This window comes from Lysobacter sp. Root667, assembly GCF_001427715.1.
Lineage (GTDB): Bacteria > Pseudomonadota > Gammaproteobacteria > Xanthomonadales > Xanthomonadaceae > Lysobacter.
Genome location: NZ_LMHF01000009.1, coordinates 218,327 through 233,115 on the forward strand (window position 1 = coordinate 218,327; position 14,789 = coordinate 233,115).

A 14,789-nucleotide genomic window follows, 5' to 3' on the forward strand; every position below is an offset into this window, starting at 1 on the left:
GAATCGAGCTGGACCTCGCCGCGCCGGAACCGTTCCGGCGAGCGGCGGTCGAATCGGAGCCCGGGGGCAGCGGAATCGTTCCTAGCACGGCCGCCTCTTCTGTGTACCCAACCACCTACGGATGAACGAAATGCGAAACCCCCGTTCCCTGCGTCGCCCGTCCGCCGCCCTGCAGCGCGGCATGAGCCTGATCGAAATCATCATCGTGATCGTGCTGATCGGCGCGGTGATGACGGTGGTCGGAGCCAAGGTGTTCGGCGCCAACGACAACGCCAAGTTCAAGCTCGCCAAGACCCAGGTCCAGACCCTGGCCGGCAAGGTCGAGTCCTTCCAGATGGACACCGGCCGCCTGCCCGGATCGCTGGAGGAACTGGTCAAGGCGCCGTCCGACGCCAGCGGCTGGCTCGGCCCCTACGTCAAGGAAAGCGACCTCAAGGACCCCTGGGGCCATCCGATCGAATACCGTTCGCCGGGCGAAGGCCGCGACTTCGACGTGGTGATCCTGGGCAAGGACGGCAAGCCCGGCGGCACCAGCGTCGACGGCGACATCAAGTTCGAGTAAGCCGCCGATGAAGCTGTTGCGGCATCGCCCTTCCGCTCCCGCGAGGGGAGACCGGGGCCCTGCCGCGGCGCGGGCGGCCGCGGCGCCGCCGCGCGCGGCGCGCGGTTTCACTCTGCTGGAAATGCTGCTGGTGATCGCGCTGATCGCCGCGATCGGCCTGTTGGCGGCGTTCGCGTTCACCGGCGGCATCGCCGGCATGCAGTTGCGCAGCAATGCCAAGGAGATCGCCGCGCAGTTGCGCTACACCCGCACCCAGGCGATTGCGACCGGCAACAAGCAGACCTTCACCATCGACCCGGGCGCGCATACCTGGACGGCGCCGAACGGGCGCTCGGGCGAGATTCCGAAATCCCTGAAAGTGTCCTTCCTCGGCGCGCGCCAGGTGCAGCCGCGCGATGGCGAGGGCGCGATCGCGTTCTTCAACGACGGCGCTTCCACCGGCGGCCGCATCCAGATCAGCGCCAAGCGCGCCGCCTGGAATGTCGACGTGACCTGGCTCACCGGCGAAGTGCGGCTCAAGCGCACCGAGGCACGCCCATGAGCGCCGCGCCGCTGCGTCGGTCCGGCTGGAGCGCGCCGCGTGCGACGCGCGGCTACACCTTGATCGAAGTCATCATCGCCTTTGCGCTGCTGGCGCTGGCGATGACGCTGTTGCTGGGCACGCTGACCGGCGCGGCTCGGCAGGTGCGCTGGTCCGGCGACGCCGGGCGCGCGGCGCTGCATGCGCAATCGCTGCTGGACCAGGTCGGCGTGGCCGCGCCGCTGACGCCGGGTCAGCAAAGCGGCGATTTCGAGGAAGGCCGCTACCGCTGGACCCTGGGCGTCGCGCCCTGGCGCGACCGCGCCGTGGCCGCGGCGGCGCAGCCGGTGGACGTGAACGGCCCGCAGCTGTTCGAGGTGACCCTGGCGGTGGAGTGGGGCGACGGCGGTCCCGCGCAGCGCTTCCAGTTGCGCAGCCTGCGCAGCGCGCTGCCCGGCGCCGAGGCGGCGCTGCCATGATCCGCGCGCCGCGTTCCTTGCCGCGCCGGCAGGCCGTCGCCGGTTTCACCCTGATCGAGATACTGCTCGCGACCGTGCTGCTGGCCGCGGGCCTGGCGCTGGCATTCGCGACCCTGTCGGCCGCGACCCAGACCGCGACCCGCGGCGAAGCCATGGCCCAACGCAGCGAACGCCAGCGCGCGGTCGAAGGTTTCATGCGCAAGCGCCTGACCGCGACCCGGCCGGTGCCGTTCGGTTTCGACCAGGCCAGCGCGCTGCCGCAGCGTTTCATCGGCGATCCCGACCGCATGCGTTTCGTCGCCGACCTGCCGGACTATCTCGGCCGCGGCGGCCCGTATCTGCACGATTTCGCGATCGAAAGCGACGGCGACCGGACGCGCATCATGCTGTCGCTGTCGATGGTGCTCGCCGGCCAGACCGTCGAGGAAGAGCAGGAGCGTCCGCCCGAATTGCTGGTGGAAGGGCTGAAGTCGGCGCGCTTCCGTTACCGCGCGCTGGACGAGACCGGCAAGCTCGGCGAATGGCAGGAGCGTTGGCAGGCGGTCGAGCAATTGCCGCTGATGGTCGAGGTCACGTTCACCGATGCCGACGGCCACGACTGGCCGCCGCTGGTGGTGTCGCTGCCGCTGGCCGCCAGCGCCGCGCGCGGCATCGTGCCGGGGCAGATATGAGCGCGCCGCGCACGCCCGCGTTCCTGCGCCAGCGCGGTGCCGCGCTGCTGCTGGTGATGTGGCTGATCGCGATGCTGACCGCGCTGATCGGCAGCTTCGCGCTGATGGCGCGGGTCGAGAACCTGCAGGGCCGGCTGTTGGTGCGTGGCATGGTTGCGCAAAACGCTGCGCGCGCTGGCATGGAATATGCACTGACTCGCGTCGCCCAGAGCGATCCGCGCCTGCAATGGCGCCCCGACGGCACGCCGTATCGCTGGGCCTATGCCGGTGCCGAGGTCGAAGTGAAGCTGATCGACGAGAACGGCAAAATCGATCTCAACCAGGCCGATCCGGCGCTGTTGACCGCATTGATACAGGGCGCCGGCGGCATCGAACAGCAGGCCGACGCGGCGCGGCTGGCTTCGGCGATCGCCGATTGGCGCGATCCCGATCCGCTGACCCAGGTCTCCGGCGGCGCCGAAGACCCCGATTACGCCTCCGCGGGCCTGCCCTACGGGGCCAAGGACGCCGAATTCGAAAGCGTGGCCGAACTGGAACAGGTGCTGGGCTTCACTCCGGCGCTGTACGCCAAGCTGGAGCCCTACCTGACGGTCTACAGCGGCCGTTCCCAGCCCGATCCCGCGTTCGCTGCGGCACCGGTATTGGATGCGATGGGTCTGAATGGTGCCGATGTGATCGCGCAGCGTGGCCGCCGTAACCCAGATGGCACACCGATGCCGGGTGGGGGCGTGCCCGGGCAATTGCCCGGGCTCGTCGGCGAAGGCAGTGGCACCTATAGTATCGACAGCCGCGCGCGGCTCTCCGATGGCCGCGAGTCGGTATTGCGAGCAGTCGTGCGCGCGGGAGGCGGTGCCGTGCCAGGCATGGCCTATACGCCGTTGCGTTGGGAGGAGGGAGCTTCGCCACGATGAACTCGCAAGTCGAAAGCCGGCCTGGAAGCTGGCAGACGGACAATCCGTTGCGACGCCTGGGCGGCCGTTTGATGCCCGGCGCGGGCGGTTTCCTGTCGTGGTGGGGACGCAACCTCGCCGCCTGGCTGCCGCTGCGCGCGCGCCAGGCGCTGGGCATGGACCGCGGCCGTCTGCTGCTGCAGGTGCAGGGCGAATCGCTGTCGCTGCGTTTGCAGCGCGGCGCCGAACTGCGCGAACTGGGCGTATTGCCCGGCCTGGCCGACTTCGCCGTGGCCGACCTCGGCGCGCTGACCGCGCCGCACGCCGTCGGCGCACGCAGCAACGATCCGCTGGCGCCGCTGCTGCCGTCCGGTCTGGCCGATCTGCCGCGCTGGCTGCTGCTGCCGGCGGCGAGCAGCCTGCGCCGCCGTCTGACCCTGCCCGCCGCCGCGGCCGAACGCCTGCGCGATGTGGTGGGTTTCGAAATCGACCGCCAGACCCCGTTCACCGCCGACGCGGTCGCGTTCGATGCGCGCGTGCTCGCGCGCCGCGACGGCGACGGCCAGCTCGACGCCGAACTGGTCGCGGTGCCGCGCCAGGCCCTGAACCCGCAATTGGCCGCGATCGGTCCGCTCGCCGACAGCCTGGCCGGCGTCGATGTCGCCGGCGCCGACGGCGCGCCGCTGTCGGTGAATCTGCTGCCGCCCTCGCAGCGGCGCAGTCACAGCGATCCGTTCCGGCTGTGGAACCTGGTGCTGGTCGCGGTCGCGCTGATCGCGATCGCCGCGACCCTGTGGCAGCTGCTGGCCAATCGCCGCAGCGCCGCCGACACCCTGGAGCAGACCATCGCCAGCCATGCCGCCGCCGCGCGCGACGCCGCCGCGCAGCGTCAGGAGCTGATCGGCTTGATCGAAGGCCAGGCCTTCCTCGACCGCACCGCCGCCGAGCGCCCGAGCACGGTCGAGCTCATCGACGAACTCAGCAAGCGCCTGCCCGACAGCACCTATCTGGAAAAACTCGCGATCGAGGACAACAGCCTGCTGCTGATCGGCCTCAGCCGCGAGGCTTCGTCGCTGATCGCGCGCCTGCAGGGCACGCCGCTGTGGCGCTCGCCGGCGCTGACCGGCGCGGTCCAGCCCGATCCGACCAGCGGCCGCGACCGTTTCACCCTGACCGCCGAGATCGGTCCGCCGCGAGCGGAGGCCGCCCGTGGCCAATGACCTCAAAGTCGGCGGCATCGAACGTGACCGCTGGGTCGCGCTGGGCCTGTTGCTGGCCGCGCTGGCGCTGGCCTACGCGGTGCTGGTGCATCCGTGGTGGACCGTGCCGATGATCGAGGCCAACGAACGCCTCGACAGCCTCAAGGAACGCGAACTGCGCCAGCGCATGCAACTGCAGCAGGCGCCGCAGGTGCAGCAACGCCTGCAGCAGGTGCGCCAGCAACAGGCCGGCCAGCCGGGGTTCCTGCCCGAGGCCAGCGCCGAACTCGCCAGCGCCGCGCTGGTGCAGCGTCTGGAAAACGTGGTCGCCCAGGCCAGCCCGGGCAACCGCAGCTGCCGCATCGACAACCGCTCGCCGCTGGCCGACAACTCGCGCCGCGACCGCTATACGCGCGTGGTGGTGCAGGTGCGCCTGCGTTGCGGCACCAGCGAGACCGCGGCCGTGCTGCATTCGCTGGAAAGCGGATCGCCGCGGCTGTTCGTCGGCAACCTCAATCTGCTGTCGGCGCGCGGCTACTTCGTGCCCGGCACCGGCCGGCCTTCGTCCGATGGCGGCATCGACGTGAGCTTCGACCTCTACGGTTACCTGCGTCCCAGCCCCGCCGCGCCCGCCGCACCCAAGGCCGCCAACGTCCCGGGGGCCGTCGATGCGTCTTGATGCCGCCAGCCCCCGCACCTGGCTGCTCGCCACCGTCGCCGGCTGGGCCGTGCTGGTCTGGCTGCTGGCCCTGGCCGGCATGGGCCGCAACGCGCAGTTGCTTGACGACGACGCCAGCCTGGTCGCGGCCTTGCCGCAATCGCGCGCGCCGGCCAAGCCACGGGTCGGGCCGCTGACCCAGTACGCCGAGATCGGCGCGCGTCCGCTGTTGATGGACGACCGCCGCCCGCGCGCCTTCTTCGTCCAGGGCAAGGGCGACGAGGCCGCGCAGGCCAACACCTTCGATTACGTGCTGAGCAGCGTGCTGATCACGCCGGACCTGAAGATGGCGATCCTGCAGCCGGCCGACGGCAGCGAGTCGGTACGGGTCAAGCTCGGCGACGTGCCCGAATCGCATCCGGCCTGGCGCCTGACCGCGCTGGAGCCGCGCAAGGCCGTGTTCGAAGGCCCCGAAGGCCGGCGCGAGATGGACCTGCGCGTGTACGACGGCCAGGGCGGACAAGCGCCGACCGCGATCGCCGTGCCGCCGCCGGTCCCCGGCGCGGCCTCGCCCGGCGCGCGCGCGCCGCAACCGCCGCAGGTGCAGCCGCAACCGCAGCCGCAGCCGCCGGGCCGCAACGCCGCCGCGCCGATGCCGCAGCAGCTCAATCCCGGCCCGCCCAAACCGGCCACGAGCACCAACCCGAATACCTCCGGCACCGAACCGATGACCGAGCAGGCACAGATGGAAGCCATCCGCAAAAGGATCGAGGCGCGTCGCGCCCAATTGCGGCAACAGCAAGCCCAGCAACCCCCGGCCAAGACGCCGTGAGAGTGAACGCATGAAGCTACGTCACAACCCAACCGCGTCCCGTGCCCTCGTCGGCCTCACCATCGCCAGCCTGCTGGCGGCCTGCGCCAGCGCGCCGGTCGCCGACATACGCCGCGACGCCGATCCGGCGGCGCTGCGCGGCAAGGCCGGTACCGCCGGCACCGCCGCCGCCGACCAGGTCTCATCGCAGCCGCTGGACGACAAGAGCCGGGGGCCGCGGCCGCAGATCCGTCGCGGCAGCGGCCAGGTCATCAACCGCAGTGCCGCCGCCGAAGCGCCGCCCGGCATCGGCGCCACCAGCGGCTCGGCGACCTTCAACTTCGAAGGCGAATCGCTGCACGCGGTGGTCAAGGCCATCCTCGGCGACATGCTCGGCCAGAACTACGTGATCGCGCCGGGCGTGCAGGGCACCGTGACCCTGTCCACGCCCAAGCCGGTCAGCCCGGCCGCGGCGATGAACCTGCTGGAAATGGTGCTGGGCTGGAACAACGCGCGCCTGGTCTACAGCGGCGGCCGTTACAACATCGTGCCCGCCGACCAGGCCCTGGCCGGCAACGTCGCGCCGCGCACCGGCTCGGCCTCGACCGCGCGCGGCTTCGAAGTGCGCACCGTGCCGCTGCGCTACATCTCGGCCACCGAGATGGAGAAGATCCTCAAGCCGTACGCGCGCCCGAACGCGATCGTCAACGTCGACGGCGCGCGCAACGTGATCAGCATCGGCGGCAGCCGCGCCGAGCTGGAGAACTACCTGCGCACGATCGAGATCTTCGACGTCGACTGGTTGTCGGGCATGTCGGTGGGCGTGTTCCCGCTGCAGTCGGGCAAGGCCGCCAAGGTCGTGGCCGATCTGGAGAAGGTGTTCGGCGAGCAGAGCAAGTCGCCGGTCGCCGGCATGTTCCGCTTCATGCCGCTGGAAGGCGCCAACGCGGTGCTGGTGATCAGCACCCAGCCCGACTACCTCGACGACATCCAGCAGTGGCTGGAGCGCATCGACGGCGCCGGCGGCGAAATGCAGCTGTTCACCTACGAACTCAAGTACATCAAGGCCAAGGAACTGGCCCAGCGCCTGTCGGAAGTGTTCGGCGGCGGCCGCAGCGGCGGTGGCGATTCCGGCGCCGGCGCGCCCTCGCTGATGCCCGGGCTGGAGCCGGTCGAACTGCAGGACGGCGCCAACGGCTCCACCGCCAACATCGGCGGCAAGGACAGCGGTACCGGCGGCACCGGCGGTAGCGGCGGCGAGATGTCGCTGGGCTCGCGCCAGAGCGGCAACGGTGCCGTGACCCTGGAAATCGACGGCGCCCGCGTGGGCGTGGCCGCGGTCGAGGAAACCAACTCGCTGCTGGTACGCAGCAGCCCCGGCGCCTGGCGTTCGATCCGCGACGTGATCGACAAGCTCGACGTCATGCCGATGCAGGTGCACATCGAGGCCCAGGTCGCGACCGTGCAGCTCAAGGGCGACCTGTCCTACGGCGTGAACTGGTTCTTCGAGCGCGCGGTCACCGACAACGGCCTGCCCGACGCGGTCGGCCGCACCACCTGGAGCACCCTGGCCGGCAGCATCAAGCCGGTGGATACCGCGTCCGGCACCGGCGGTCTGGGCTGGACTTTCCTCGGCCGCAACGCCGCCGCGGTGATCAGCGCCCTGGACGCGGTCACCGACGTACAGCTGCTGCAATCGCCATCGGTCCTGGTGCGCAACAACGCCGAGGCCACCCTCAACGTCGGCAGCCGCATTCCGATCGCCTCGGTCACGGTCAACCCGGGCTCCAACAACGACAACACCTACAGCCAGGTGCAGTACCTGGACACCGGCATCATCCTCAAGGTGCGTCCGCGCGTCAGCAAGGACGGCATGGTGTTCCTGGACATCGTTCAGGAGGTCAGCAGCCCGACCGGCCAGGCCGACCGCAACGGCAACGTCCGCATCGACACCCGCAAGCTCAAGACCGAAGCCGCGATCCAGAGCGGCGACACGGTGCTGATGGCGGGCCTGATCAGCGACGGCGTCACCCGCGGCTCGTCCGGCTTCCCCGGCTTGAGCCGGATTCCGGTGATCGGCGGCCTGTTCGGGCGTCAGAACTCGAACAACGCGCGCGAGGAGACCATCATCCTGCTGACGCCGACCATCGTGCGCAATCCGCAGGAAGCGCGCGACCTGACCGACGAGTACGGCCGTCGCTTCCGCGCCCTGGAGCCGCTGCAGAACAAGCCGCGCCGCAACAAGTGACCGCGCAGGCCCCGGCTTGACGGATCCGCGAGCGATCGCGGATCGTCTGCGCATGCCGCCCGAACTGCCCATCGTCGTGGTCCCGGTCGGCGTCGACGACGACGCGCTGGACGCCTGCCTGGCCGCGCTGGACGCGTGCACGCCGCCGGGCACCCGCGTCTGGCTGGCCGACGACGCCCAGGCCGGGCCGCGCGGCTACGCCATCATCGAACGCTGGATGGCGCGCACCCCGCTCAAGGCCGACTGCACCCGCCGCCAGCGCCCGATCGGCGAGGCCGCCCACGTCAGCGAGGTGCTGGCCGCCTGCGGCGACGCCGACGTCGCGGTGCTGGCGCCCGACGCGATCCCCGCGCCGGGTTGGCTGACGCGCTTGAGCGGCTGCCTGGCCAGCGACGGCGCGATCGCGACCGCGACCCCGTGGAGCAACGCCGGCGAGGCCGCGTCCTGGCCGCGCATCGGCGAGATCGCCGCGGTGCCCGCCGACCTCGAACGCCTGTCGCGCGCCGCGGCCGGCATGCCCGCGCTGTATCCCGAACTGCCGGCCGCGATCGGCCATGCCGTCGCCCTGCGCGGCAGCGCGCGCAAGCGCGCGGGCGGCCTGGACGGCGCCAGCTACGGCTCCTGGTACGCGGCGCTGATCGATCTGTCGCTGCGCCTGTCCGGGCTGGGCTGGCGTAATGCCTTGTGCGATACCGCCTTCGTCGCCCGCCGCGGCGAGGGCGGCCCTTACGACGGCGACATGGACCACCTCGCGGTGCGCTGGCCGGACTGGCACGCGCGCCTGGCGGGATTCTTGATGAGCGATCCGCTGCACGGATCGCGCGAACGACTGACCGGCCTGCTCGACGGCGTCGGCCCACCGGATCCGCAACGTGACCTCTTCACCTGACTCCCAACCGCGCGCGAGCGACGACGGCATCGCCGCGATCGTCGTGAGCTACCAAAGCGCGGCGACCATCGACGACTGCCTCAGCCGCCTGCGCGCCGCGCAGGGCGTGAGCGCGATCCGCGTGGTCGACAACCATTCCAGCGACGGCACCCTGGAAATCGTCCAGCGCCACGCGGCCGGCGACGCGCGCGTGCGTTTCATCGACAACCCGGACAATCCCGGCTTCGGCGTGGGCTGCAATCAGGGCGTGGACGATCTGGGCGATGCGCCGGCAGCGTGGCTGGCGTTCGTGAATCCCGACTGCCTGCTCGAAGCCGACGCGCTCGCGCGCCTGCGCGCGCTGGCGGCGCCGCTCGGCGATGCGCTGCTGGGTGCGGACCTGGTCGACGACGACGGCGTGCGCGACGGCGCGGCGCGGCGCAACGACCCCGATTTCGCCGGCATGCTGGCTGGCGCGCTGGGCCGAGCGCCGCGCGCCGCGCTCAATCTCGCCGCCGACGACAGCCAGCCGCTGCAACGCGTGCAGGCCGTATCCGGCGCCCTGATGCTGATGCCGCGCGCGCTGTTCGCGCGCATCGGCGGTTTCGACCCCGGCTATCGCCTGCATGCCGAGGACCTGGACCTGTGCCGGCGCGCGCGCGAAGCCGGCGCCGTGGTCGCGGTCGCCAACCGCGTGCGCGTGCTGCACGTGCGCGGCGTTTCCAGCCGCTCGCGGCCGCTGTTCGTGGAGTGGCACAAGCACCGCGGCCTGTGGCGCTACTTCAGCAAGTTCGAAGCCGGCCGCCGCGGCGTGTGGACCCGCCTCGGCGTGTTCGCCGCGATCTGGCTGCGGTTTCCGATCGCGGCCGCGCGCGCCTGGCTGCGCTGAGCGCGGCGGTCGCAGCCGCTCAGAGTTCGAGCAAATCCCGGCCGATCACCAGCTCGCCCTGGAAGTGAGGCGACACCGCGTCGCGCCAGACCTGATCGGTCAGCGAGGCATCGCCGCCCGGCACGAAGTGGCTCAGCACCAGAGTCTTCACGCCGGCCTCGCTGGCCAGGCGCCCGACTTGTTCGGTGGTGGTGTGGCTGTCCAGCAAATGTTGGCGCAGGCGCTGCGCGTTGGGCTCGCTGGCGATCAGCTTCTCCAGCGCCGGCAGATACATGACCTCGTGCACCAGCACGTCGGCGCCGCGCGCCAGTTCGATCAGGGCCGCGCTGGGGCGGGTGTCGCCGGAAAACACGATGGAGCGGTCCGGTCCGTCGAAGCGATACGCGAACGCCGGCGCGACCGGCGGATGCTCGACCAGCGCGGCGGTCACTTTCACCCGTTCGTCCTGCATCACCACGCCGCTGCGCTTGAGCTCGTGCGCGCGGATCAGCGGTGCCAGCGGCGGCCGGCCTTCGTCGGCGATGCGGGTGCGGATGTCGCTGTCGTTGAGCTGCAGGAACTGCCGGGTCATGCGCTTGAGCGGCGGCGGCCCCCAGGCATCGACCGGACGGCGCAGGTCGGCGGCCCAGGCCAGCCACAGCAAGTTGCCGTAGTCGGCGTTGTGATCGGAATGGTGGTGGGTGATGAAGACGTCGCGGATCGCGCCCAGCGACAGTCCGGCCAAGGCCAGCTGCCGGGCCACGCCGTTGCCGCAGTCGATCACGTAGACCGCATCGTCGATCACGACCGCGTTGGCGGGCGCGGCGCGCAGCGCTTTGGGCGTCGGTCCGCCGGCGGTGCCGAGCAGGATCAGGCGCGTGCGTTTGCGGGCGATGGAAGCGGCCAGCGCGGGAGCGACGGGCCAGGCGCCTGCGGCGAGCGCGAACGGGGCGGCGGCGAGCAGGCGGCGACGAGCGGCATCGGCGGGGTGGTCCATGCCGGCAAGCCTAGCGCGAACGCGCCGCGCCGCTCATGACGAACCGCGATGGCCCGCCTGCCGCGTGGCTTGCGCCGGACGAGGCCGGCGCACTGCTTCAACGGTGGCGGTTGATCTCGTCGCGCAGCGACTTCGCGGCCTGCGCCGCGGCCTCGGCGTAGTCGGCGCCGCCGGACGCGTACAGGATCGCGCGCGAGGAACTCACCATCAGGCCGGTGCCGTCGGCGGTCTTGGCGTTCCTGACCACCGCTTCGACGTCGCCGCCCTGGGCGCCGACGCCGGGCACCAGGAACGGCACGTCGCCGACGATCGCGCGCACTTCGCGCAACTGTTCCGGCCAGGTCGCGCCGACCACCAGCGCGCAGTTGCCGTGCGCGTTCCACTCGTGCGCGACCTTGTGGGCGACGTGCTGGTACAGCGGACGGCCGTCGACGACGAGGTCCTGCAGGTCGCCGGCGCCCGGGTTGGAGGTGCGGCAGAGCACGATCACGCCGCGTTCGGCGCGGTCGAGGAAGGGCTGCACCGAATCGCGGCCGAGGTAGGGGTTGGCGGTGACTGCGTCGGCGCCGTAGCGATCGAAAGCTTCGCTGGCGTAGTGCTCGGCGGTGCTGCCGATATCGCCGCGCTTGCTGTCCAGGATCACCGGCACGCCCGGGTGCGCGGCATGAATGTGCGCGATCAGCCGCGCCAGCGCATCCTCGGCGCCGAGCGCGGCGAAGTGCGCGATCTGCGGCTTGAACGCGCAGGCGTACTGCGCGGTGGCGTCGGCGATGTCGCGGCAGAACGCGAACACTGCGTCGGGATCGGCGGCGAACGCTGCCGGGAATTTGGCCGGTTCCGGGTCCAGTCCGACGCAGACCAGGGAGTCGGACTGGGTCCAGCGGGTGCGCAGCGCCTGCATGAAGCTCATGGGGGTGTCCTGTCGGTCTTTGCGAAGACGCCCACCGTTTCGGGTGGGCGCCGGGTGCTGCGGCTTACTTGAGCGCCTTGAAGCGCAGGCGATGCGGCTTGGCGCCTTCCTCGCCCATGCGGCGCTTCTTGTCTTCCTCGTACTCGCGGTAGTTGCCCTGGAAGAACTCGACGTGCGAGTCGCCTTCGAAGGCCAGGATGTGGGTGGCGATGCGGTCCAGGAACCAGCGGTCGTGCGAGATCACGAAGGTGTTGCCCGGGAATTCGAGCAGGGCGTCTTCGAGCGCGCGCAGGGTTTCGATGTCGAGGTCGTTGGACGGTTCGTCGAGCAGCAGTACGTTGCCGCCCTGCAGCAGGGTCTTGGCCATGTGCAGACGGCCGCGCTCGCCGCCCGACAGCGAGCCGACCATCTTCTGCTGGTCCTGGCCCTTGAAGTTGAAGCGGCCGATGTAGGCGCGCGACTGGATCTCGATGCCGTTGATGTTGAGGATGTCGAGACCGCCGGAGACTTCCTGGAACACGTTGTGGTTGCCGGTCAGGGCCTCGCGGCTCTGGTCGACGTAGGCCAGCTTGACGGTCGGGCCGGTCTCGATGGTGCCCGAGTCCGGCAGTTCCTTGCCGATGATCATCTTGAACAGGGTCGACTTGCCGGCGCCGTTGGGGCCGATGATGCCGACGATCGCGCCCGGCGGAACGCTGAAGCTCAGGTCCTCGATCAGCAGGCGGTCGCCGAACTTCTTGGTGACGTTCTTGAACTCGATGACCTTGTTGCCCAGGCGCTCGCCCGGCGGAATGAAGATCTCGTTGGTTTCCTGGCGCTTCTGGTAATCGACCGACTGCAGCTCATCGATGCGCGCAAGACGCGCCTTGCCCTTGCTGCGGCCGCCCTTGGCGTTGCTGCGCGCCCATTCGAGTTCCTTCTGGATCGCCTTCTGGCGCGACTTTTCCTGGTTCTCTTCCTGCTTCAGGCGCTCGTCCTTCTGCACCAGCCAGTCGGTGTAGTTGCCCTTCCACGGAATGCCGCGGCCGCGGTCGAGTTCGAGGATCCACTCGGCGGCGTTGTCGAGGAAGTAGCGATCGTGGGTGACGGCCACCACGGTGCCGGTGTAGCGGGCGAGGAACTGTTCCAGCCATTCGACCGATTCGGCGTCGAGGTGGTTGGTCGGTTCGTCGAGCAGCAGCATGTCGGGCTTCTGCAGCAGCAGCTGGCACAGCGCGACGCGGCGCTTCTCGCCGCCGGAGAGGTTGCCGACGACGGCTTCCCACGGCGGCAGGCGCAGCGCATCGGCGGCGACTTCGAGCTGGTTCTCCAGCGTGTGCGCATCGCCGGCGGCGAGGATCGACTCGAGGCGCTGCTGTTCGGCGGCGAGCTTGTCGAAGTCGGCGCCTTCCTCGGCGTAGGCGGCGTAGACCGCGTCCAGCGCGGCCTGCGCGTTGATGATCTCGCCCAGGCCGACTTCCACGGCCTGGCGCACGGTATGGGCCGGGTCCAGCTGCGGTTCCTGGGCCAGGTAGCCGACCTTGATGCCGTTGGCCGGGCGCGCTTCGCCGGTGAAGTCCTGGTCGACGCCGGCCATGATCTTCAGCACCGTCGACTTGCCGGCGCCGTTCAGGCCGAGCAGGCCGATCTTGGCGCCGGGGAAGAACGACAGCGAGATGTCCTTGATGATCTGACGCTTCGGCGGCACGGTCTTGCTGACGCCGTTCATGGTGTAGATGTATTGCATGCGGACTCCGAAGCATGGGCGCGCCTAGCCAGGCCGGGAATGGCCGGAGGGGGCGGGGCGGGAAGCGGCAATTATCCCGCAGGCGCGGGCGGGGTTCCAGCGCGGAGGTCGCCGGCGTTCATCCGGTCGGGTCCGAGGCGACGCGAGCCGCCTTCTGTGGGAGCGGCGTGAGCCGCGATTCGCGCCGCTCCCGATACCCGCGCAGGCCGCTCCCTGGGGAGGCGGTGGGCACCATGGGCGGCGCTGGCTAGGGCTGGGTCGGTCGGACCCGATCGCGGCTCACGCCGCTCCCACAGGGGCGCCGGTGGGGCCTACAGCCAGATCACGAAGCCGATCGCGGCCAGCACCAGGGCGTACTTGAGGGCGTAGTACAGGGTCTTGTTGCGCTCGCGCAGGCCCTTGGCCTTCAGGCGCAGAGCGTAGAAGTACTTGAACAGGCGGTTGATGCCGCCGGTCTTGTCGCCTTCCATGTTCGGCGAGGCGCCGGCGGCGATGAAATGCTTGGCCACGAAGCGGTTGATGGCGCGCGCCCAGGCGAAGCGCATCGGCCGCTCGATATCGCAGAACAGGATGATGCGGTTGGCCTGCGAGCCGTTCTGGGCCCAGTGGATGTAGGTCTCGTCGAACATGGTCCACTCGCCGTCGCGCCAGCTGTAGCGCTGGCCGTCGACGTCGATGAAGCAGGCGTCGTCGTTGGGCGTGTCCAGGCCCAGGTGCAGGCGCAGCGAGCCCGCGAACGGGTCGCGGTGCGGGCGCAGCTCGCCGCCGGGCGGCAGCTCGGCGAACATCGCGGCCTTGACCGCCGGGATCTGCCGCAGCAGCTCGGTGGTGCGCGGGCACAGCTCGGCGGCCGAGGGGTGTGCCTCGTCGTACCACTTCAGGTAGAAGCGCTTCCAGCCGCGCCGGAAGAACGAGTTGAAGCCGACGTCGTTGTAGCCGTCGGCGGCCTTGATGTGCTGCAACTCGCGCAGGTGCAGCGCTTCCTCGCGGATCTCGCGCCAGCGCGCGCGCAGGGGCTCGAGCTCGGGGAAATGGCGGTCGGGCTCGATGAAGGGGCTGGTCGGCACCCGCGAACAGGCGTACATCAGCACGTTGATCGGCGCCATGAAGGTCGAATGGTCCAGCAGCTGCCGCCCCAGACGGTGGCGTACCTTGCCGCGCAGATGCACGTACACGGCGCTGGCCAGGAACAGGAAGACGAAGACCCATTTCACGGTCGGGACATCCAGCAAAGCGGTGGGGTGGGGTGCGGGAGCGCTTTCGGGCGTCCCGGGGGCCTGCGAGCCCAACAGGGCGGTTGGCCGCCATACGCCCCTAGGCTAACATTTCAGGTCTTCCGTCAAGCCTGCTCGAAGGTTAACGCCGGCTCAGGCCCGACGCGC

15 protein-coding genes are annotated in these 14,789 nt (G+C 70.4%); 11 read left to right on the plus strand and 4 right to left on the minus strand.

Translation table 11 applies throughout. The features are described from left to right. The first annotated feature begins 130 nt into the window (after positions 1–130). The 11 genes from gspG (at position 131) to ASD78_RS04755 (ending at position 9,795) form a co-directional block, all read left to right on the plus strand. Complete coding sequence (gene gspG / locus ASD78_RS04705) at positions 131–562, plus strand: type II secretion system major pseudopilin GspG (RefSeq protein ID WP_055909387.1); 432 nt, start codon at positions 131–133, stop codon at positions 560–562. 7 nt (positions 563–569) lie between these two features. Then, positions 570–1,103: a GspH/FimT family pseudopilin gene (locus ASD78_RS04710; RefSeq protein ID WP_056098717.1), complete on the plus strand. Its 534-nt coding sequence runs from the start codon at positions 570–572 to the stop codon at positions 1,101–1,103. Beyond that, on the plus strand, positions 1,100–1,561 hold the full coding sequence (locus ASD78_RS04715; RefSeq protein ID WP_056098719.1) for a prepilin-type N-terminal cleavage/methylation domain-containing protein: 462 nt from the start codon (positions 1,100–1,102) through the stop codon (positions 1,559–1,561). Before ASD78_RS04710 ends, ASD78_RS04715 begins: the two co-directional genes overlap by 4 nt. After that, positions 1,558–2,232, plus strand: a complete 675-nt coding sequence (locus ASD78_RS04720) for a general secretion pathway protein GspJ (RefSeq protein WP_055908700.1) — start codon at positions 1,558–1,560, stop codon at positions 2,230–2,232. Before ASD78_RS04715 ends, ASD78_RS04720 begins: the two co-directional genes overlap by 4 nt. Next, positions 2,229–3,143, plus strand: a complete 915-nt coding sequence (locus ASD78_RS04725; RefSeq protein WP_055908698.1) for a type II secretion system protein GspK — start codon at positions 2,229–2,231, stop codon at positions 3,141–3,143. The genes ASD78_RS04720 and ASD78_RS04725 overlap by 4 nt, the downstream gene beginning before the upstream one ends. 71 nt (positions 3,144–3,214) lie before the next feature. Then, complete coding sequence (locus tag ASD78_RS04730) at positions 3,215–4,342, plus strand: PilN domain-containing protein (RefSeq protein ID WP_056099818.1); 1,128 nt, start codon at positions 3,215–3,217, stop codon at positions 4,340–4,342. Beyond that, a complete protein-coding gene (gspM, locus tag ASD78_RS04735; protein WP_235566442.1) occupies positions 4,332–5,000 on the plus strand; it encodes a type II secretion system protein GspM in 669 nt (222 codons plus the stop codon). The genes ASD78_RS04730 and gspM overlap by 11 nt, the downstream gene beginning before the upstream one ends. After that, complete coding sequence (locus ASD78_RS04740; RefSeq protein ID WP_055908695.1) at positions 4,990–5,811, plus strand: hypothetical protein; 822 nt, start codon at positions 4,990–4,992, stop codon at positions 5,809–5,811. Before gspM ends, ASD78_RS04740 begins: the two co-directional genes overlap by 11 nt. A gap of 10 nt (positions 5,812–5,821) precedes the next feature. After that, positions 5,822–8,038, plus strand: coding sequence for a type II secretion system secretin GspD (gspD, locus tag ASD78_RS04745; protein ID WP_056098721.1), 2,217 nt, complete (start codon positions 5,822–5,824; stop codon positions 8,036–8,038). 52 nt (positions 8,039–8,090) lie between these two features. Next, positions 8,091–8,927 carry a glycosyltransferase family 2 protein gene (locus tag ASD78_RS04750; protein WP_055908689.1) on the plus strand — a complete coding sequence of 279 codons (837 nt, stop codon included), beginning with the start codon at positions 8,091–8,093 and terminating at the stop codon, positions 8,925–8,927. After that, positions 8,911–9,795: a glycosyltransferase family 2 protein gene (locus tag ASD78_RS04755; protein ID WP_055908684.1), complete on the plus strand. Its 885-nt coding sequence runs from the start codon at positions 8,911–8,913 to the stop codon at positions 9,793–9,795. The genes ASD78_RS04750 and ASD78_RS04755 overlap by 17 nt, the downstream gene beginning before the upstream one ends. A 19-nt stretch (positions 9,796–9,814) precedes the next feature. Here the strand turns inward: ASD78_RS04755 and ASD78_RS04760 are convergent, their stop codons facing one another. The 4 genes from ASD78_RS04760 to lpxO all read right to left on the minus strand — a co-directional run bounded on the left by ASD78_RS04760 (position 9,815) and on the right by lpxO (position 14,621). After that, positions 9,815–10,771, minus strand: coding sequence for an MBL fold metallo-hydrolase (locus ASD78_RS04760; protein WP_056098723.1), 957 nt, complete (start codon positions 10,769–10,771; stop codon positions 9,815–9,817). Between the two features lie 97 nt (positions 10,772–10,868). Then, positions 10,869–11,681 carry an orotidine-5'-phosphate decarboxylase gene (pyrF, locus tag ASD78_RS04765; protein WP_056098724.1) on the minus strand — a complete coding sequence of 271 codons (813 nt, stop codon included), beginning with the start codon at positions 11,679–11,681 and terminating at the stop codon, positions 10,869–10,871. A 64-nt stretch (positions 11,682–11,745) separates the two neighbouring features. Beyond that, positions 11,746–13,407, minus strand: coding sequence for an energy-dependent translational throttle protein EttA (gene ettA / locus ASD78_RS04770; protein WP_055908674.1), 1,662 nt, complete (start codon positions 13,405–13,407; stop codon positions 11,746–11,748). A 311-nt stretch (positions 13,408–13,718) separates the two neighbouring features. Beyond that, positions 13,719–14,621 (minus strand): lipid A hydroxylase LpxO, encoded by a 903-nt coding sequence (lpxO, locus tag ASD78_RS04775; protein WP_056099823.1) that lies wholly within the window; start codon positions 14,619–14,621, stop codon positions 13,719–13,721. Positions 14,622–14,789: the final 168 nt, after the last annotated feature.

Bases quoted from the DNA above. Each gene is read 5' to 3' on its own strand.
- ettA (WP_055908674.1), bottom strand. From the start codon at position 13,407: ATGCAATACATCTACACCATGAACGGCGTCAGCAAGACCGTGCCGCCG.
- ASD78_RS04740 (WP_055908695.1), top strand. From the start codon at position 4,990: ATGCGTCTTGATGCCGCCAGCCCCCGCACCTGGCTGCTCGCCACCGTC.
- pyrF (WP_056098724.1), bottom strand. From the start codon at position 11,681: ATGAGCTTCATGCAGGCGCTGCGCACCCGCTGGACCCAGTCCGACTCC.
- ASD78_RS04730 (WP_056099818.1), top strand. From the start codon at position 3,215: ATGCCCGGCGCGGGCGGTTTCCTGTCGTGGTGGGGACGCAACCTCGCC.
- ASD78_RS04710 (WP_056098717.1), top strand. From the start codon at position 570: ATGAAGCTGTTGCGGCATCGCCCTTCCGCTCCCGCGAGGGGAGACCGG.
- gspD (WP_056098721.1), top strand. From the start codon at position 5,822: ATGAAGCTACGTCACAACCCAACCGCGTCCCGTGCCCTCGTCGGCCTC.
- ASD78_RS04715 (WP_056098719.1), top strand. From the start codon at position 1,100: ATGAGCGCCGCGCCGCTGCGTCGGTCCGGCTGGAGCGCGCCGCGTGCG.
- ASD78_RS04725 (WP_055908698.1), top strand. From the start codon at position 2,229: ATGAGCGCGCCGCGCACGCCCGCGTTCCTGCGCCAGCGCGGTGCCGCG.
- ASD78_RS04760 (WP_056098723.1), bottom strand. From the start codon at position 10,771: ATGGACCACCCCGCCGATGCCGCTCGTCGCCGCCTGCTCGCCGCCGCC.
- gspG (WP_055909387.1), top strand. From the start codon at position 131: ATGCGAAACCCCCGTTCCCTGCGTCGCCCGTCCGCCGCCCTGCAGCGC.
- ASD78_RS04720 (WP_055908700.1), top strand. From the start codon at position 1,558: ATGATCCGCGCGCCGCGTTCCTTGCCGCGCCGGCAGGCCGTCGCCGGT.
- ASD78_RS04750 (WP_055908689.1), top strand. From the start codon at position 8,091: ATGCCGCCCGAACTGCCCATCGTCGTGGTCCCGGTCGGCGTCGACGAC.